Origin of the sequence: Streptomyces sp. NPDC051109, assembly GCF_044455885.1 — a bacterium.
GTDB lineage: Bacteria > Actinomycetota > Actinomycetes > Streptomycetales > Streptomycetaceae > Streptomyces.
Window position 1 is genome coordinate 39,220 of the sequence record NZ_JBITFF010000016.1, and the last position, 17,812, is coordinate 57,031.

17 protein-coding genes and 1 tRNA gene are annotated in these 17,812 nt (G+C 72.0%); 14 read left to right on the forward strand and 4 right to left on the reverse strand.

Annotation, left to right across the window (positions count from 1 at the left end; genetic code table 11):
• Window positions 1-5 precede the first annotated feature (5 nt).
• Window positions 6-620 carry a 5-formyltetrahydrofolate cyclo-ligase gene (locus tag ACIBAD_RS26530; protein ID WP_134073671.1) on the reverse strand — a complete coding sequence of 205 codons (615 nt, stop codon included), beginning with the start codon at window positions 618-620 and terminating at the stop codon, window positions 6-8.
• Window positions 621-716: 96 nt separating this feature from the next.
• On the opposite strand from ACIBAD_RS26530, the gene galU reads away from it, so the two are divergent.
• From galU to ACIBAD_RS26575, 9 genes are all read left to right on the forward strand, one after another.
• Window positions 717-1,619, forward strand: a complete 903-nt coding sequence (gene galU, locus ACIBAD_RS26535) for a UTP--glucose-1-phosphate uridylyltransferase GalU (RefSeq protein WP_134073674.1) — start codon at window positions 717-719, stop codon at window positions 1,617-1,619.
• Window positions 1,620-1,623: 4 nt separating this feature from the next.
• Complete coding sequence (glp, locus tag ACIBAD_RS26540) at window positions 1,624-2,964, forward strand: gephyrin-like molybdotransferase Glp (protein ID WP_208329029.1); 1,341 nt, start codon at window positions 1,624-1,626, stop codon at window positions 2,962-2,964.
• A gap of 74 nt (window positions 2,965-3,038) precedes the next feature.
• Window positions 3,039-3,518 (forward strand): cyclic pyranopterin monophosphate synthase MoaC, encoded by a 480-nt coding sequence (gene moaC / locus ACIBAD_RS26545; protein ID WP_134073676.1) that lies wholly within the window; start codon window positions 3,039-3,041, stop codon window positions 3,516-3,518.
• Window positions 3,515-4,135, forward strand: a complete 621-nt coding sequence (locus ACIBAD_RS26550; RefSeq protein WP_398908900.1) for a molybdenum cofactor biosynthesis protein B — start codon at window positions 3,515-3,517, stop codon at window positions 4,133-4,135. Before moaC ends, ACIBAD_RS26550 begins: the two co-directional genes overlap by 4 nt.
• Window positions 4,136-4,152: 17 nt before the next feature.
• The gene (locus ACIBAD_RS26555) at window positions 4,153-4,743 is read left to right on the forward strand and encodes a GNAT family N-acetyltransferase (protein ID WP_134073678.1); all 591 of its coding nucleotides are present in this window, start codon (window positions 4,153-4,155) and stop codon (window positions 4,741-4,743) included.
• Window positions 4,744-4,897: 154 nt separating this feature from the next.
• The gene (locus ACIBAD_RS26560) at window positions 4,898-5,923 is read left to right on the forward strand and encodes a hypothetical protein (RefSeq protein ID WP_134073680.1); all 1,026 of its coding nucleotides are present in this window, start codon (window positions 4,898-4,900) and stop codon (window positions 5,921-5,923) included.
• Window positions 5,924-5,999: 76 nt separating this feature from the next.
• A tRNA-Ala gene (locus ACIBAD_RS26565) sits at window positions 6,000-6,073 on the forward strand.
• A gap of 446 nt (window positions 6,074-6,519) precedes the next feature.
• Window positions 6,520-7,401, forward strand: coding sequence for a hypothetical protein (locus ACIBAD_RS26570; protein WP_398908902.1), 882 nt, complete (start codon window positions 6,520-6,522; stop codon window positions 7,399-7,401).
• 30 nt (window positions 7,402-7,431) lie between these two features.
• Complete coding sequence (locus ACIBAD_RS26575) at window positions 7,432-8,268, forward strand: S1 RNA-binding domain-containing protein (protein ID WP_134073682.1); 837 nt, start codon at window positions 7,432-7,434, stop codon at window positions 8,266-8,268.
• A gap of 160 nt (window positions 8,269-8,428) precedes the next feature.
• On the opposite strand, the gene ACIBAD_RS26580 is transcribed toward ACIBAD_RS26575, so the two are convergent.
• A complete protein-coding gene (locus tag ACIBAD_RS26580; RefSeq protein WP_398908905.1) occupies window positions 8,429-8,926 on the reverse strand; it encodes a GNAT family N-acetyltransferase in 498 nt (165 codons plus the stop codon).
• Window positions 8,927-8,964: 38 nt separating this feature from the next.
• On the opposite strand from ACIBAD_RS26580, the gene ACIBAD_RS26585 reads away from it, so the two are divergent.
• Window positions 8,965-9,768, forward strand: coding sequence for an exodeoxyribonuclease III (locus ACIBAD_RS26585; RefSeq protein ID WP_134073686.1), 804 nt, complete (start codon window positions 8,965-8,967; stop codon window positions 9,766-9,768).
• On the opposite strand, the gene ACIBAD_RS26590 is transcribed toward ACIBAD_RS26585, so the two are convergent.
• Entirely contained in the window at window positions 9,750-10,445 is a 696-nt protein-coding gene (locus ACIBAD_RS26590) for a MerR family transcriptional regulator (RefSeq protein WP_134073689.1), read from the reverse strand. The genes ACIBAD_RS26585 and ACIBAD_RS26590 overlap by 19 nt on opposite strands.
• Window positions 10,446-10,593: 148 nt before the next feature.
• Here ACIBAD_RS26590 and ACIBAD_RS26595 point away from each other — a divergent pair, with 148 nt between their 5' ends.
• The 4 genes from ACIBAD_RS26595 to ACIBAD_RS26610 all read left to right on the forward strand — a co-directional run bounded on the left by ACIBAD_RS26595 (window position 10,594) and on the right by ACIBAD_RS26610 (window position 14,258).
• Window positions 10,594-12,144 (forward strand): flavin-containing monooxygenase, encoded by a 1,551-nt coding sequence (locus ACIBAD_RS26595; RefSeq protein ID WP_398909017.1) that lies wholly within the window; start codon window positions 10,594-10,596, stop codon window positions 12,142-12,144.
• Window positions 12,141-13,118, forward strand: coding sequence for an alpha/beta fold hydrolase (locus tag ACIBAD_RS26600; RefSeq protein WP_398908908.1), 978 nt, complete (start codon window positions 12,141-12,143; stop codon window positions 13,116-13,118). Before ACIBAD_RS26595 ends, ACIBAD_RS26600 begins: the two co-directional genes overlap by 4 nt.
• Window positions 13,115-14,008 (forward strand): SDR family oxidoreductase, encoded by an 894-nt coding sequence (locus ACIBAD_RS26605; RefSeq protein ID WP_398908910.1) that lies wholly within the window; start codon window positions 13,115-13,117, stop codon window positions 14,006-14,008. The genes ACIBAD_RS26600 and ACIBAD_RS26605 overlap by 4 nt, the downstream gene beginning before the upstream one ends.
• A gap of 76 nt (window positions 14,009-14,084) precedes the next feature.
• Window positions 14,085-14,258: a hypothetical protein gene (locus tag ACIBAD_RS26610; RefSeq protein WP_166682087.1), complete on the forward strand. Its 174-nt coding sequence runs from the start codon at window positions 14,085-14,087 to the stop codon at window positions 14,256-14,258.
• 81 nt (window positions 14,259-14,339) lie between these two features.
• Here ACIBAD_RS26610 and ACIBAD_RS26615 read toward each other — a convergent pair whose 3' ends face one another.
• Entirely contained in the window at window positions 14,340-17,663 is a 3,324-nt protein-coding gene (locus ACIBAD_RS26615) for a S41 family peptidase (protein WP_134073695.1), read from the reverse strand.
• Between the last annotated feature and the right edge of the window lie 149 nt (window positions 17,664-17,812).

A 17,812-nucleotide genomic window follows, 5' to 3' on the forward strand; every position in this document is an offset into this window, starting at 1 on the left:
GGCCCTCAAGCCGTGAATCTGACCACCCCCGACGGGGTGGCCACCGCCTGAACGGGGTGGTCGTGCGGTTCCTCCGGGACCCGCGCGACCACCTCTTCGTCGTAGAGGAGCACGACCAGCGCGGGATGCGCCCCGGCGCGCGCCAGGCGCGCCAGCACCCGGTCGTACGAGCCGCCGCCGCGCCCCAGACGCATCCCGCGACCGTCGACGGCCAGCCCGGGCAGCAGGACGGCGTCGGCGCCGGTGACCGCGTCCGGCCCGAGCCGCGGCCCGGCCGGCTCCAGCAGGCGCATCTTGCCGGGGTGGGCGGCCTCGGCCAGACTGCCCGGGCCCTCGTACGCGGCCCAGTCGAGGTCGTTGTCGGGCAGCAGGACGGGCAGCAGCACCCGCTTCCCGGCCGCGCGCAGGGCGTCCAGCAGATCGCGGGTGCCGGGTTCGGACCCGACCGAGACGTACGCCGCCACCGTCTGCGCGTCGGCCAGCTCGGGCAGCGCACAGGCGGAGCGGGAGAGGGCGCGGGCCGACGTACGCAGGGAATCGGGGGACAGGGCCCGGCGGGCGGCGAGGAGTTCCCGGCGCAGCCGGGACTTTTCGGACGGGTGGGGCTGGTTCTCTACCACGGCGGGCTCTGTTTTCCTTTCAAAACGGGGCAATGTCGGATCTATTCACCGGAATCAAACCCGGAGGGGTCTGCGTGACCCACTATCGTTCTGCCCATGACTCAGTTGCACCCTGTGATCAAGAAGGCCGTGATCCCGGCCGCAGGTCTCGGTACCCGCTTCCTCCCGGCGACGAAGGCGACGCCCAAGGAAATGCTCCCCGTCGTGGACAAGCCGGCCATCCAGTACGTGGTCGAGGAGGCCGTATCGGCGGGCCTGGACGACGTCCTGATGATCACAGGACGTAACAAGCGCGCCCTCGAAGACCACTTCGACCGCAACTACGAGCTGGAATCGGCCCTCATCGCCAAGGGCGACGACGACCGGCTCAAGAAGGTCCAGGAGTCCAGCGACCTGGCCACCATGCACTACGTCCGCCAGGGCGACCCGCGCGGCCTCGGCCACGCCGTCCTGTGCGCCGAGCCGCACGTCGGCGACGAGCCCTTCGCCGTCCTCCTCGGCGACGACCTGATCGACCCGCGCGACCCGCTGCTGCGCCAGATGACCGACGTCCACGCCCGCAGCGGAGGCACGGTCATCGCCCTCATGGAGGTCGACCCCGCCAACGTCCACCTGTACGGCTGCGCCGCCGTCGAGGCCACGGACGACGAGGACGTCGTCCGGATCACCGGGCTCGTCGAGAAGCCCGACCCGCAGGACGCGCCCAGCAATTACGCCGTCATCGGACGGTACGTCCTCGACCCCGCGATCTTCGACATACTGCGGGAGACCGAGCCGGGCCGCGGCGGGGAGATCCAGCTCACCGACGGCCTGCAGAAGCTGGCCGCCGACGAGACCGTGGGCGGCCCGGTGCACGGCGTGGTCTTCCGGGGCCGCCGCTACGACACCGGGGACCGCGGGGACTACCTGCGGGCCATCGTCCGCCTCGCGTGCGAGCGTGATGACCTGGGCCCGGAGTTCCGCACCTGGCTTCACCGTTACGTCACGGAGGAGATGTAGGACCTTGAGCAGCCGCGCACCGCAGGACTCCGGCCACGGCACCCAGCGCCTGTGGTCGGTCGACGAGCACCTCGCGGACGTCCTCGCCGCGATCCGGCCGCTGGAGCCCATCGAGCTCCAGCTGCTCGACGCCCAGGGCTGTGTCCTGGTCGAGGACGTCACCGTGCCCGTCGCCCTCCCGCCCTTCGACAACAGCTCCATGGACGGGTACGCCGTCCGCACGGCCGATGTCCAGGGCGCGAGCGAGGAGTTCCCCGCGGTGCTGACGGTGATCGGGGACGTGGCGGCGGGCAGCGGCGCGCTGCCCACCGTCGGCCCCGGCCAGGCCGCCCGCGTCATGACCGGCGCCCCGCTGCCGCCGGGCGCGGAGGCCGTCGTACCGGTCGAGTGGACCGACGGCGGCACGGGAGGCGGCGCGGCGGCCGGCATGACCCCGGCCAGCGCGGCCCCCGAGGGCGCGGGCGGCGAGGTGCGGGTGCACCGGGCCGCCGAGGCGCGGGCCCACGTCCGCGCGCGCGGCAGCGACGTCCAGGCGGGGGACCTCGCGCTGGCCGCGGGCACCGTGCTCGGGCCGCCGCAGATCGCGCTGCTCGCCGCCATCGGGCGGGGCACCGTACGGGTGCGGCCGCGCCCGCGCGTGGTCGTGCTGTCCACCGGCAGCGAGCTGGTCCAGCCGGGCGAGTCGCTGGCCGCGGGGACGATCTACGACTCGAACAGCTTCGCGCTGGCCGCGGCCGCGCGTGACGCCGGGGCGATCGCCTACCGGGTCGGGGCCGTGGCCGACGACGCCGAGACCCTGCGCTCCACCATCGAGGACCAGTTGATCCGGGCGGACCTGCTGGTCACCACGGGCGGCGTGAGCGTCGGCGCGTACGACGTGGTCAAGGAGGCGCTGTCCTCGGTGGGCAGTACGGACGAGGAGGCCGACGGCGGGCGGATGGACTTCCGCAAGCTCGCGATGCAGCCCGGCAAGCCGCAGGGCTTCGGCACGATCGGCCCGGACCACACCCCCCTGCTGGCCCTGCCCGGCAACCCGGTGTCCTCGTACGTCTCCTTCGAACTGTTCGTGCGTCCCGCGATCCGCGCGCTCATGGGCCTGGCGGACGTCAGCCGGCCCAGCGTGCGGGCCGCCCTGAAGGCCGACAAGGCGCTGGGCTCCCCGGCCGGCCGCCGCCAGTTCCTGCGCGGCAAGTACGACGCGGAGAGCGGCACGGTCAGCCCGGTCGGCGGTTCCGGCTCCCACCTGATCGCGGCACTGGCCCACGCCGACTCCCTGATGGTCGTGCCGGAGGACGTCACCTCGGTGGAGCCGGGGGCCGAGCTCGAAGTGGTCCTGCTCGGCTGAAGTACGGCCGGTGCGGGTAGCGTGTTGCACCACACAGGCCCTTGCGGGGCCCGGAGCGGGAGCGGCACGAACCTATGAGCACGCACAGCAGGCTGACGCACATCGACGAGGCCGGCGCGGCCCGGATGGTGGACGTCTCGGAGAAGGACGTCACGACGCGGACGGCACGGGCCAGCGGGCGCGTGCTCGTCTCCGCGCGGGTGGTCGAGCTGCTGCGCGGCGAGGGCGTGCCCAAGGGCGACGCCCTCGCCACCGCGCGGATCGCCGGGATCATGGGCGCGAAGAGGACCCCCGACCTGATCCCGCTCTGCCACCCGCTCGCCGTGTCCGGCGTGAAGGTGGACCTGTCGGTCGCCGACGACGCCGTCGAGATCCTCGCCACCGTCAAGACGACCGACCGCACAGGCGTCGAGATGGAGGCGCTGACGGCCGTCGCGGTCGCCGGGCTCACCGTGATCGACATGGTGAAGGCCGTCGACAAGGGCGCCGTCATCACGGACGTCCGGGTGGAGGAGAAGACCGGCGGGAAGTCCGGCGACTGGACCCGCGCGTGAACGCCCCGCGCGGCGGCGACGCCTTCAGCCACGTGCCCGTACCGGCCGGCGGGAGCGGGCCGGCCGGCTCCGCGGAACCGGACGCGGCGGGCGGGGTGCGGGAGCCCGGGCGGGCTCCGCGCGGGCTCGTGGTCACCGCCTCGAACCGTGCCTCGGCGGGCGTGTACGCCGACCGGGGCGGGCCGTTGCTGGCCGAGGGGCTGGAGAAGCTCGGCTTCGCGGTGGACGGACCGCGGGTCGTCCCCGACGGGGATCCGGTCGAGCGGGCGCTGCGCGAGGGCGTGGCCGCCGGGTACGACGTCATCCTGACCACCGGCGGCACCGGCATCTCGCCGACCGACCGCACCCCGGACGCCACGGCGCGGGTGCTGGACTACGAGGTCCCGGGCATTCCGCAGGCCATCCGCGCGGAGGGCCTGGCGAAGGTGCCGACCGCGGCCCTGTCCCGGGGGCTGGCGGGCGTGGCCGGGCACACCCTGATCGTGAACCTGCCGGGCTCGACGGGCGGGGTGCGCGACGGCCTCGCCGTCCTGGCCCGGATCCTGCCGCACGCCGTGGAGCAGATCCGGGGCGGCGACCACCCCAGACCGGCGGATCCTCACGGGAGCGCGAGCTGAACGGACCCTCCTGGCCGGTGGTGCTCACCGACGGCGGTGTCACGCTCCGGCCGATAAAACTCCGGGACCAGAGCGCCTGGCGCGAGGTCAACCGGCGCAACCGCGACTGGCTCCGGCCGTGGGAGGCGACGATCCCGCCGCCGGCGCCCTGGGGGCCGGTGATCCACCGGCCGACGTACCGGCAGATGGTCCGCCACCTGCGGGCCGAGGCGAACGCGGGGCGGATGCTGCCCTTCGTCATCGAGTACCAGGGGCGGCTGGTCGGCCAGCTGACGGTCGCCGGGATCACCTGGGGCTCGATGTGCGCGGGCCACGTCGGCTACTGGGTGGACCGCGAGGTGGCGGGGCGGGGCGTGATGCCCACGGCGGTGGCGCTCGCCGTGGACCACTGCTTCACGAAGGTCGGGCTGCACCGGATCGAGGTGTGCATCCGCCCGGAGAACGGGCCGAGCCGACGGGTCGTGGAGAAGCTGGGCTTCCGCGAGGAGGGGCTGCGGCCGCGCTACCTCCACATCGACGGCGCGTGGCGCGATCATCTCGTGTACGCGCTGACGGCGGAGGAGGTCCCGGAGGGGCTGCTGCGCCGCTGGCACCGGGCTCGCGCATAAACGAATAACTGTTCGAATTATCGGGGGCCGGAACCGATTCGCCCATAACCTGATCCGAAGAATCACAAAAAAAGTCCGTGATATCAGCCGGTTCGCGCGACACACCGGCCCAATTGGCGGATCCGCCCGGCCGCGCCCCTCTACGGTGTGAGGTGTGAGCAGCAGCGGCCTCATCTACGCAGTCATTGTCGGGGCCTGGGCCGCCTACTTGGTGCCCATGTGGCTCCGGAGGCAGGACGAGCTGAACGAAGCCCGTCCGACGGAACGCTTCTCCACTGCCATTCGGCTGCTTTCCGGCCGGGCGGGAATGGAGCGCCGTTACGCCAAGGGGCTGCGTGAACGCGGCGACCAGGAGGCCGGTCCCCAGCACCGCGCGGACCCGGACGCCGCGACGGAAACGGTGAATTCCGTGGACGCCGACGCCCGGGCCCTCGTCGTACCCCCGACCAGGGCGGAGCCGAGGTCGGCCCTGGCGGAGCGGCACCGGCGCGAGCAGCGCCTCCAGGTGCTCGCGCGCCGCCGGCGCACCACGGCGCTCCTCTTCCTGATCTTCACGCTCGGCGCGATCGTGGCCGCGGTCGGCGGCCTGGGCTACCTCTGGGCCCCCGCCGTGCCGGCCCTGCTGCTGAGCGCGTACATCGTGCACCTGCGGGTCCAGGAGCGGCGCCGCTACGAGTTCACGATGGACCGGCGGCGCGCCGAGGCCGCCGCCCGGCAGCTGCGCGAGAACCGCCCGCGCCGCCGCGAGCCGGAGGCGGCCGCAGGCTCCGAACCGGACCCCGCGCCACCGGTCTCCCCGCAGGAGGCGGGCCGGCGCGCGCTGGTCGAGCAGACCGACCACGCGGAGTGGGTGGACCAGCAGCGCGAGCGCGAACGCGGCCCCGCCCGCGGTGACAGCTGGGAGCCGGTACCGGTCCCGCTGCCGACGTACGTGACGGCCCCGGTCGCCCCGCGCGCCACCGGCCCGGCGACCCCGGACGCCTGGAGCGCGACCCGCTCCAGCGCGGCCGAGCCGACGGACCCCCGGCTGCGGGCGCAGCCCTCGCCGCCCGCGAAGCCCGAGGCGAAGCCGGACCAGAAGCCGCTCCCGAACGCCCGCCCGCGCGGCCAGGGACGCGGCCGCACGCCGCTGTTCGACCAGTACGAGAGCGACGACCGCCCCCGCGCCGCGAACGAGTGAGCGGACCTGCGCGGACGCTCCCCGGTATCGGTTTTGGAGCACCACCGCGGGGATGCTAATGTTTCACACGTCGCAAGGGCCTGTGGCGCAGTCTGGTAGCGCACCTCGTTCGCATCGAGGGGGTCTGGGGTTCAAATCCCCACAGGTCCACAAACGACAGTTCGCGGGTAGCTCCCGAGAACGTCATGAGATCCCGTCCGGTCGAAAGACCGGGCGGGATCTCGGCGTTTCCGGGGTGTGTTCGAGACGGTGTCCGATTTGGAGTGGTGTCGATCCCGACGTCGCCTCGCCAGCCGCGGAAGAGGCCGCGCTGTTGGGCGAGGTGAACAGTGACCAGGACCAACCGGTCGCTGATCTCCTGCAGCACCCGCCGACGGCGGACCTGCTCAACGCCTGCCCCCTCCTCCCAGGCCGCGAGCACATGCAGGGCCTCGATCGTTGGCAGGCGGCGTCTACGGTCGCAGCGATGGGGGTCCAGGGCAGTGGTGAGCCGGTCGAACGCGCGGTAGACCCGGCGGGTGAAGGCGTGCCGGCCCGCCTTGCGCTCGCACCTCTTCGCCAGACGACAACTCCCGTCCGAGTCGTAGGCTCAGCACATGCCGACCGAAGACAGCCTGCAGAGCACCGTCAAGCACTGGCAGGAGTGCACAGACGTGTACGACCTCCTGGAGCAGATCCGCCTCCGCCCCGGCATGTGGCTGCCCGGTGGTTCGTTGATCCAGCTGGAGTCGATCCTCGTCGGCTACCGAGTCGCACTGGGCGTGCACTCCATCGACGAGCCCTTCGCCTTCTGGCCCGAGGACCACTTCACCCAATGGCTGCATGAGCGCCACGGCATGTCCAGCTCCCTCGGTTGGGCCGCAGAGATCGAACGCACCACGCCTCCGGACTCGCCCCCTGTCGAGGCGTTCTTCCGACTGCTGGACCAGTACCGCGTGGAGCAGCCCCGGCGATCATTTCGCCCGCAGGTATCTTCCGAGCATCCGGGCATGCAGGCCGTCCGCATCGAAATATCCAGGCACGATTGGGGTGGTCTGCGCTGTGGCTGCGATGAGACAGCCGCCCACCTGCCCTCCGACCTTCTGAACCTGATCACTGCCCAGACGCCCGGTGAAGCGACCCTGACGGCGATCGACAACCACGTCATGATCCAGTCCAACCTCATGGATCCGGCCCCGGCCACTACCGCCGTCGTCCTCGCAGCCCTGGCGGACCCCAGCCTCACGACGCCCGATGCCCGGGAAGCCCTGCTCGAACTCCTGCTGTACCTGGGGTGCGGCGACACCCTCCAGCAAGAGGAATGTGAAGCGACCATTCGTGGCGCCATCTGGATCCTCTACCGGGAGCTCACCACACACCCTTCGAGTGTCGCCCGAGCGCACGCCTACGAGACTCTCCACAACCTCGAGACCGAGAGTGACCGGCTCACAGCCTTCCAGCACATCGTCCGAGACAGCCTGCCCGCAGACCTGCGCTGAGTACCTCCTGGTCCCCGTAGGGTCACGAGCGTGACCGAATCCAAGTCGACCGATGCGTTGAAGAACTTTCTGAACACGCTGCGGGCCGGGGAAGCCCGCACCGGCCGCGTCATGAGCGTCGAGGATCGGGAGGCGCTCGTCGAACTCGACGGGTTCTCTGGCCCGGGGAAGGCGCTGGGACGTATCCCTCGCGGGGATCTGACCCGCAAGGCCATCGGGCATCCGTCCGAAGCTGTGAGCATCGGGCAGCGGCTCACCTTCGAAGTGATAGGCGTCGACTGGCAGCAGGAGCACGTCTGGGCCTCTGCTTCAGCGTGTGAGGACCCGGCCCTGCGAGCCTTCCTTCTTGGCCTTCAGCTCTGCACAACACACCAAGGTCGGGTGCAGAGCGTCCACAACTTCGGTGTGTTCGTGAACCTCGACGGCGAACCGGCCGATCAGTGCACCGGTTTCATCAGGGGCCCCGAACTGAGCTGGCGGCGGATCGACCATCCCGCAGACGCCGTCACGGCTGGCCAGCGGGTCGTCGGCGAGATCATCGACGTTGACACCCGGCGTGGACAGGTCCAGCTGTCGCTGAAGGCACTCCATGAGAACCCGTTCGTTCCCTTCGCGGACCAGGCGGGCCTCGTCACGGCCGGTCAGGTCACCAAGCTGATCCCATTCGGAGCCTTCGTCCGCATCGCCGACGGTGTTGAGGGCCTCGTGCACAACACCGAGTTCCGTGACGAGCCCGTCGAGCACCCCGGCCATATCGTGAGCGAGGGCGACGAGATCACCGTACGGATCGTCGAAGTCGACCTCGTACGCCACCGCGTCACCCTGTCCGCCAGGAATCTGCCTCAGAACGGGAAACGATCTTCCTGAAAACGGGAAACGATCTCCAGGTGCCCTGTATCGCACCAGGTCATCGCCACTCGTGAACAGCCGACAAACGACAGTTCGCGGGTAGCTCCCGAGAACGTCATGAGATCCCGTCCGGTCGAAAGACCGGGCGGGATCTCGGCGTTTCCGGGGCCGGTTGGGGTCAGGACGTGTGGAGGGGCTTGGCCATGCAGCGGCTGGAGTCGTACTCGCGGTAGTGGCCGAACTTCCTGGAGAGGGCGTAGCCCGAGGAGAAGTAGAGGGCTATCGCCTCCGGTTGCCGGTCTCCCGTTTCCAGGACCATGCGGGTGCGGCCCGCCGTGCGGGCGTCGGCCTCCAGTTCGGCCAGGATGCGGCGGGCGAGGCCCAGGCCGCGGGCCTCGGGTATGACGTACATGCGCTTCAGCTCGGCGTCGCCGTCCGAGTAGCCCTCGTCGTTCTCCTCCTGGCTGCGCCAGCCGCCGCTGGCCACCGGCGAACCCGAGGCGTCGTACGCCAGCAGGTACAACCCGTTCGGCGGGGCGAACATCGCCGGGTCGAGCGGTGTGACGTCGCCCTCACCGCCGTAGCGCGCCTGGTACTCAAGCTGGACCTGGTCGTTGAGTTTGAGCGCGTCCGGGTGGTCGTACGGCACGATGCGGAGCTGGATCCCGTGAGACATCGGAACATCGTACGGAACGCTCCCGTTAGGGTGCGGGGATGCTCACCGTGACCTCCGTGAATGTGAATGGGATCCGCGCCGCAGCCAAGAAGGGCTTCTCCCCGTGGCTGGCCGGGTCGGACGCCGACGTGGTCTGCCTGCAGGAGGTGCGGGCCGAGGAGGGGCAGATTCCGGAGGAGGTCCGCAAGCCCGACGGCTGGCACACCGTGTTCGCGCCGGCCGCCGCCAAGGGGCGGGCCGGGGTCGCGCTCTACACGCGCCGCGAGCCCGAGCGGGTGCAGGTGGGGTTCGGGAGCGAGGAGTTCGACGCGAGCGGGCGCTACCTGGAGGTCGATCTTCCCGGTGTCACCGTCGCCAGCCTCTACCTGCCCTCCGGCGAGGCCGGGACCGAGAAGCAGGACGAGAAGTACCGGTTCATGGGTGAGTTCCTGCCCTACCTGAGCGCTTTGAGGGCGCGGGCCGCCGGGGACGGGCGGGAGGTCGTCGTGTGTGGCGACTGGAACATCTGCCACCAGGAGGCCGACCTCAGGAACTGGAAGACCAACCGGAAGAACGCCGGCTTCCTGCCCGAGGAACGGGAGTGGCTCGGGCAGGTGTACGACGCCGCGGGGTACGTGGACGTCGTACGGAGCCTGCACCCCGACACCGAGGGGCCGTACTCCTGGTGGTCCTACCGGGGGCGGGCCTTCGACAACGACGCCGGGTGGCGCATCGACCTCCAGGTGGCGACCCCGGGGCTGGCCGGCAGGGCCGTGAAGGCATTCGTCGAGCGGGCCGAGACGCATCCGGAGCGCTGGTCCGACCACGCGCCCGTGACCGTGGTCTACGAGCTGGGGTCCTGAGCCCCCGCCCGGGTCCCCGAGGCCAGGAGGCGGTCCATCGCCATGGTGAGCTCCGCCTCCACCACGCTCTTGGCGAGGGGGCGCAGCCGCGGCAGCGCCTCCTCCCTCAGGTGGGTCGAGATCAGCTCCGTGAACAGGGCCGCCATCGCGTCCGCGTGCTCGCGGACCCGGCGGCCCGTCTCCAGCACCGCCGAGAGCGGGACCCCCTCGCGGACCAGCGCCGAGGAGACGTCCAGCAGGCGGCGGCTGACGTGCACGATCTCGTCGCCGTCGGTGGCGAGGTAGCCGAGGTCCAGGGAGGCCGCCAGGTTCTCCGGGGTGACCTCCCCCTCGAAGTAGTCGGCGAGGGCCTCCGGCGTCAGCCGTACGGGGGTTTCCTCGGACCAGCCGATCCCGAGCAGTTCGCCGAGCTGGCTCACGTCGCGCCCGTTCTCGAAGGCGGCGGTCAGCTCGGCGATGCCGCCGAGGGTGTGGCCGCGCTCCAGCAGGGCCGCGATGGTGCGCAGCCGGGCCAGGTGGTGGTCGTCGTACCAGGCGATCCGGCCCTCGCGGCGCGGCGGCGGGAGGAGCTTGCGCTCGCGGTAGAAGCGCAGGGTGCGGACGGGGATGCCGGCCGCCTCGGCCAGTTCCTCCGTACGGTATTCGCGCACTGTCGTCCCCGCTTCCGTGTCTTCCACAGGCGCAGCCTATGGCGTACCGACAGTAACTTTCCGGGCGCGACCTCTACCCATGAGTACGGAGCTGCTCTAGTCTCCCGATTGTGCCAGTGATTGCTGGCAGTGTTGCGCTGTGGGGCTGCGGAAGGCGGCGGGCATGAGCGGTGGCATGGGCGGGCGCGAGCACGTACGAGTGGCGGTGATCGGGTCCGGGTTCGGCGGGCTGGGCGCGGCCGTACGGCTGCGGCGCGAGGGGATCACGGACTTCGTCGTCCTGGAACGGGCCGGTTCCGTGGGCGGGACCTGGCGCGACAACAGCTATCCCGGGTGCGCGTGCGACGTCCCCTCCCATCTCTATTCGTTCTCCTTCGCGCCCAATCCCGACTGGCCGCGGACCTTCTCCGGGCAGCCGGCCATCCGCGCGTACCTGGAGCACGTCGCCGACACCTTCGGGCTGCGCCCGCACGTCCGGCTGAACTCCGAGGTCCGGCTGATGCGCTGGGACGCCGACCGGCTGAGGTGGGAGATCGAGACCTCGGCCGGGGAGCTCACCGCCGACGTCGTGGTCTCCGCCACCGGGCCGCTGTCCGACCCCAAGACGCCGGACGTCCCGGGGCTCGCCGAGTTCCCCGGCAAGGTCTTCCACTCCGCGCGCTGGGACCACGACTACGACCTGCGCGGCAAGCGCGTCGCCATGATCGGCACCGGCGCCTCGGCCATCCAGATCGTGCCGGCCATCGCGCCCGACGTGCGGCGCCTCACGCTGTTCCAGCGGACCCCGCCGTGGGTGATGCCGCGCACCGACCGGGCCATCAGCGGCGCGGAGCGCTGGCTGCACCGCCAGCTGCCGTTCACCCGGGCGGCCCGCCGGGGGCTGCTGTGGGGGATCCGGGAGCTCCAGGTCAGCGCCTTCACCAAGCGACCGAACCAGCTCGGGCTCATCGAGTCGCTCGCCAAGGCCAACATGGCGCGTTCGATCAAGGACCCGGCGCTGCTGGCCAAGCTGACCCCCTCGTACCGGATCGGCTGCAAGCGGATCCTGCTCTCCAGCGACTACTACCCGGCGCTGGCCCGGCCCAATGTGGACCTGGTCGCCTCCGGGCTCCGGGAGATCCGGGGCAGCACGCTGGTGGCCGCCGACGGGACGGAGACCGAGGCCGACGCGATCGTCTTCGGCACCGGCTTCCACGTCACGGACATGCCGATCGCGGACCGGGTGGTCGGCGCGGACGGACGGACGCTGGCGGACCACTGGAAGGACGGGATGCAGTCGCTGCGCGGGGCGACGGCGGCCGGCTTCCCGAACTGGATGACGATCATCGGGCCGAACACCGGGCTCGGCAACAGCTCGATGATCCTGATGATCGAGTCGCAGCTGAACTACATGGCGGACTACCTGCGCCAGCTCCACGTGCTCGGCGGGCAGGTCGCGCTCGCGGCCCGGCCCTCGGCCGTGAACCAGTGGAACCGGCGGGTCCAGAGCCGCATGGAGCGCACCGTCTGGAACACCGGCGGCTGCACCAGCTGGTACCTGGACGCGCAGGGGCGCAACACGACGGTCTGGCCGGGCACGACCGGCGAGTTCCGGAAGGAGACGCGGAGCGTGGACCTGTCCGAGTACGAGGTCATCCGGCTCCGCGACACCGAGCGCGACACCGACCGCGACACCGAGCGCGACGCCGTCCCCGGCGCGGTCGCACACGCGGAGGGCGCCGCGTGAGCCGGCCCGCGTACGTCACCTCCGGGCGGTACGCCCCGCCCGCCGCCCGGCGCGAGCTGGTCGCGGTCTCGGCCGACGGGGCCCGGCTGCACGTGGAGGAGCACGGGGAAGAAGGCGCTCCGGCCGTGGTGCTGGCGCACGGCTGGACCTGCTCCACCGCGTTCTGGGCCGCGCAGATCCGGGAGCTCGCCAAGGACCACCGGGTCATCGCGTACGACCAGCGCGGGCACGGGCGCAGCCCCGCCGCCTCCCGCTACGGCACCGACGCCCTCGCCGACGACCTCGTCGCGGTCCTCGGGTCCACCCTCGCCGCCGGCGAGCGGGCGGTCGTCGCGGGGCACTCCATGGGCGGGATGACGGTCATGGCCGCGGCCGGGCGGCCGGAGTTCGCCCAGCACGCCGCCGCCGCGCTGCTGTGCAGCACCGGCAGCGCCCGGCTGGTCTCGGAGGCACTGGTCGTGCCCCTGCGCCCCGGGCGTGTACGGACCCGCATCACCGGCGCGGTCCTCGGAGCGCGCGCCCCCCTCGGGCCCGTCACGCCGGTCGCGAAGCGGGTGCTGAAGTACGCCACCATGGGCCCCGGTTCCGCGCCCGACGAGGTCGAGGCGTGCGCCCGTATCGTGCACGCGTGCCCCACCGGCGTCCGGTACGCCTGGTCCGAGGTGCTGGCCGGGCTGGACCTGGAGGCGAACCTCGCGGCGCTCACCGTGCCCACCGCCGTGATCGGCGGCACGAACGACCGGCTCACCCCGATCGTGCACGCCCGGGGCCTGGCCGCCGCGCTGCCGCACTGCGTGGGGCTGACCGAGCTGACCGGCATGGGGCACATGACCCCGATCGAGGCCCCCGAGGCCGTCACCAACGCCGTACGCGAGCTGACCGCCCACCTGGCGGGCCCGACGAACCCGATTGACCCGACGAACCCGACGAGCCGGCCGAACCCGACGAACGAGCTGAAGGAGAAGACGCCGTGAGCGCGAGCAGGAGTCTGGAAGGCCAGGTCGCCGTCGTCACCGGTGCGGCACGCGGGGTCGGCGAGCTCCTCGCCCGCAAGCTGTCCGCGCGCGGCGCGAAGGTGGCGCTGGTGGGCCTGGAGCCCGAAGCCCTCAAGGAGGTCTCCGAGCGGCTGCACACCGACAGCGACCACTGGCACGCCGACGTCACCGACCACGCGGCCATGGCCCGCGTCGCCGAGGAGGTCGAGCAGCGCTTCGGCAAGGTCGACGTCGTCGTCGCCAACGCGGGCGTCGCCGCCGGCGGGCCGTTCGCCGACTCGGACCCCGAGGCGTGGCGCCGGGTGATCGAGGTCAACCTGATCGGCGGCGCCGTCACCGCCCGCGCCTTCCTCCCCGTACTGGCCCAGAGCCGCGGCTACTTCCTCCAGATCGCCTCGCTCGCCGCCATCACGCCGGCGCCGATGATGAGCGCGTACTGCGCCTCCAAGTCCGGTGTCGAGGCCTTCGCGCACTGCCTGCGCGCCGAAGTCGGCCACAAGGGCGTCAAGGTGGGAGTCGGCTACCTCTCCTGGACCGACACCGACATGGTGCGCGGGGCGGACCAGGACGAGGTCATGCGGGAGCTGCGCCGGCGGCTGCCGTGGCCGGCGAACCGCACGTACCCGCTGGGCCCGGCCGTGGACCGGATCGTCGCCGGCATCGAGCGGCGCTCGCCGCACGTGTACGCGCAGTGGTGGCTGCGCGGGATGCAGGGCGTGCGCGGCTACCTGCCCGGGATCATCGCGACGGTCGGGCAGCGGGAGATGCGGCGCTTCGAGCCCAGGCTGACGAGCGTCTCCCGGGGACTGGTGGGGGCCGGGGGCGCCGCCGACGAGAAGGAGCGGACGCTGGGCACGGAGCGTCACTGATCGAAATGCGAGCTTTGTCCGCTCGTGCAAATCTGGTCGCAGCCCGGTCCCCTACACCCCTCCAGGAGTGAACAGCATGGGCATCAAGGACCAGTTCCAGGACAAGGCGCGCGAGCTCAAGGACAAGACCGACGAGGCCGGCAGGAGCGCGAAGGACGAGGCGCCCCAGCGCGGTGCGCACGCCTCCGAGCCGGCCAGGAAGAAGAAGGAGAAGGTCCACGACGAGCTCGACGACAACTGGGACTTCTGACGCCCGGAGTTCGTCACGGATGTGAGGAAGGGGCGCGGCCCGTGCAGTGCACAGGCCGCGCCCCTTCCCCGTGCCGCTGCCCTACGGCCTCGGCGGCAGCTTCGGACGCCGCAGGTCCGGTACGTCCGCGTACCCCGGCGGCACCGCGGCCGGCTCCTGCTCCAGCAGCTCCACCGCCAGGAACACGGCGTCGTCCAGCTGCGCGTGCCGACCCTCCGCCCAGTCGAGCGGGGTCCGCAGGATCGCCAGGTCCGGTTCCACGCCGTGGTTCTCCACCGACCAGCCGTACTCCGGGAACCAGGCGGCGTTCATCGGAACCGTGATCACCGTGCCGTCGCCCAGGGTGTGCCGACCGGTCATCCCGACCACCCCGCCCCAGGTGCGCTGGCCGACCACCGGGCCGAGCCCGAGCAGTTTGAAGGCCGCAGTGATCATGTCCCCGTCCGAGGAGGTCGCCTCGTCCGCCAGCGCCACGATCGGACCGCGCGGTGCGTTGGAGGCGTAACTGACCGGCTGGGCGCCCCGCGTAAGGTCCCAGCCGAGGATCGAGCGGGTCAGCTTCTCCACCACCAGCTCGCTGATGTGCCCGCCCGCGTTGCCGCGCACGTCCACGATCAGCGCCGGCCGGGACATCTCCATCCGCAGGTCCCGGTTGAACTGCGCCCAGCCCGAGCCGCCCATGTCGGGGATGTGCAGGTAGCCGCACTTGCCGCCGCTGAGCTCCCGGACCACCGCGCGCCGCTTGGACACCCAGTCCTGGTAGCGCAGCGGCCGCTCGTCGATCAGCGGCACGATCGCCACCCGCCGGGCCCGGCCGGAGCCCTCGGCGGGCTTGAAGGTCAGCTCGACCGTGGTGCCGCCGGCCGCCGCGAGCAGGGGATAGGGCCCGGCCACCGGGTCCACCGGCCGCCCGTCGATGTGGGTGAGCACGGCGCCCTCCCGGATGCCGGTGCCGGCGAGCGGGGAGCGGGCCTTGGAGTCGGAGGACTCGCCGGGCAGGATCCGGGCGAGCATCCAGCCCTCATCGCGGGGCACGAAGTTGGCGCCGAGCAGGCCGATGGGGCGGTGGTAGTGCGGCGGGCCCTCGTTGCGGCGCGCGGGGGAGACGTACGCGTGTGAGGTGCCGAGCTCGCCGAGCACCTCGCGCAGCAGGTCCGCGAACTCGTCGGGCGAGGCGACCCGTTCGACCAGGGGGCGGTACTGGCGCAGCACCCCGTCCCAGTCGATGTTGCACATGCCCGGCTCCCAGAAGTACGCGCGGATCAGCCTGCCGGCCTCCTCGAAGGCCTGGCGCCACTCGGCGGCGGGGTCCACCTCGTGCAGGATGCGCCGCAGGTCCAGGTAGACGGTGGAGTCGCTGTCGCCGGACTCGGTCGACGGGACCGCGCGCAGGTCGCCGTCGTCGTAGACGACGAGCCGGGTGCCGTCGCCGCTGACCGCGAACCAGTCCAGCCCGGAGGCCAGTTCGCTCTTGCGGGCCTTGGTGATCTCGAAGTGCTCCAGCGTGGGCTTGCCGCTGGTGTCGGTCGGATTGGCGAAGGTCTCGCCGAGCGCGCCCGAGATCGGCCAGCGCAGCCACACCAGCCCGCCGCCGCTGACCGGGTACAGGGCCGAGTACTTCGACGCCGCCACCGGGAACGGGGTGACGCGGCTCTCCAGCCCCTCCACCTCCACCATGACGGCGCCCTCGCCCTCGGTGGACTCGCCCTCGCCCGGGTCGAGTCCGCCCGCCGCCGGGCGCCCGTCGGGGGTGAACGCGAACGGCGAGGGGGTCGCCGAGGACAGCGGCACCAGGTACGGGCGGCAGCCCAGCGGGAAGGACAGGTCGCCGGTGTGCACGTCGTAGACCGGGTCGAAACCGCGCCACGAGAGGAAGGCCAGGTAGCGGCCGTCGCGGGTGAAGACCGGGTTCTCGTCCTCGAAGCGGCCGTTGGTGACGTCCACGATGGAGTGCGGACCGGGGCCGGCGATCCGGGCCATCTTGATCTGCCGCAGCGAGCGTCCGATGCCCGGGTGCGACCAGGTCAGCCAGGCCCCGTCGGGCGAGAACGCCAGGTCGGTGACGGGGCCGTTGACGGACCGGATCAGCTCGGTGACCTCGCCGCCGGATCCCTCGCCGCCGGACCCCTCGCCATCGGACCCCTCGCTCGCGTCGATGAGCAGCAGCCGCCCGTCGTTGGAGGCGATCGCGAGCCGCTCTCCGTCCGGATCGGAGAGCAGTTCCAGTACGCGGCCCAGCTCGCCGGAGGCCAGCCGGCGCGGCTCCCGGTCCCCGGAGGCCCGCGGGAGGTAGGCGATCTCGATCGCGTCCTCGCCCTCCGCGTCCGTCACGTACGCGACCTGCCCGCTGCTGCCGAGCATTTCGGGCAGCCGGACCCGTACGCCCGGGGTGTCGGCGATGGTCCGGGCGGGCCCGTCGCGGTGGGTGAGCCAGTACAGGCTGCCGCGGACGACGACCGCGCTGGCCCGCCCGGTGGCGTCGACGGAGAGCGAGTCGACGTGGCTGGCGGCCGGGACCTGGTACGTACGGCGGCCCGCCCGCGGACCTCCCAGCCTGATCGGGAGCCGGCGGGGGACGGCCTCGGGGGCCAGCGAGTCGACGAGCCAGAGGTCCCCGCCGCACTGGTACACGACGCGGGAGCCGTCGCTGGAGGCGTGCCGGGCGTAGAACTCCCCGTGGTCGGTGTGGCGGCGCAGGTCGGTGCCGTCGGGCAGGCAGGAGTAGAGGTTGCCGATGCCCTCGTGGTCGGAGAGGAAGGCGATCCGGCCGCCCACGAACATCGGGGCGTCGAGGTGGCCCTCCAGGTGTTCCATCAACTGCTTGCCGTGCAGCCACAGCCGGCCGGTGGCGCCGCCGCGGTAGCGCTTCCAGGCGGCGGGCTCGTGCGGGGGCTTGCCGGTCAGCAGCAGGGTGCGCCGCTCGCCCGCGGCCCCGTCGCGGACCTCGTCGTGGACCGCGATGTCGGAGACCGGGCCCCAGGGGAGCCTGCCGCCGGGCGAGCCGTCGGTCGGCACGCTGTAGGCCCAGGCGTAGTACGAGAAGGGCTGGCCGTGCGAGGACACGGCGAGGATGTCGCTGTGGCCGTCCTTGTCGGGCGGGGTCCAGCCGCAGACCCGGGTGTCGGTGGCGCCCCAGTAGCTGAGCTGGCGGGCCGGGCCGCCGGCCACCGGGACGAGGTGGATCTCGGGGTCGAGGCTGCGCCAGGTCGTGAAGGCGATCTGCCGGCCGTCGGGGGAGAAGCGGGGGTGGCCGACTCTGGTCCGGTCGACGGTGATCCGCCAGGCCCGGCCGGGCGTCCCGCCTTCGGGGACCAGCGGGGCGACCCAGAGGTCGTCCTCGGTCGCGAAGCACAGCAGATCGTCGTGGAGGTGCGGGAAGCGGAGGTACGCGCCGTCGTGACTCACCCCACAATGCTTTCCGCGCCGAGGGGGCCTGGCAACTCGTACAGGTGAGCCATGCCCGCGGCAGGTGACCCACGCCACGCGCCGAAGCGAAACGGAACGGTTTCGTTTCGTTGGTGGCAGGGGTATCCTCGTGGTGTACGAAACAGTTT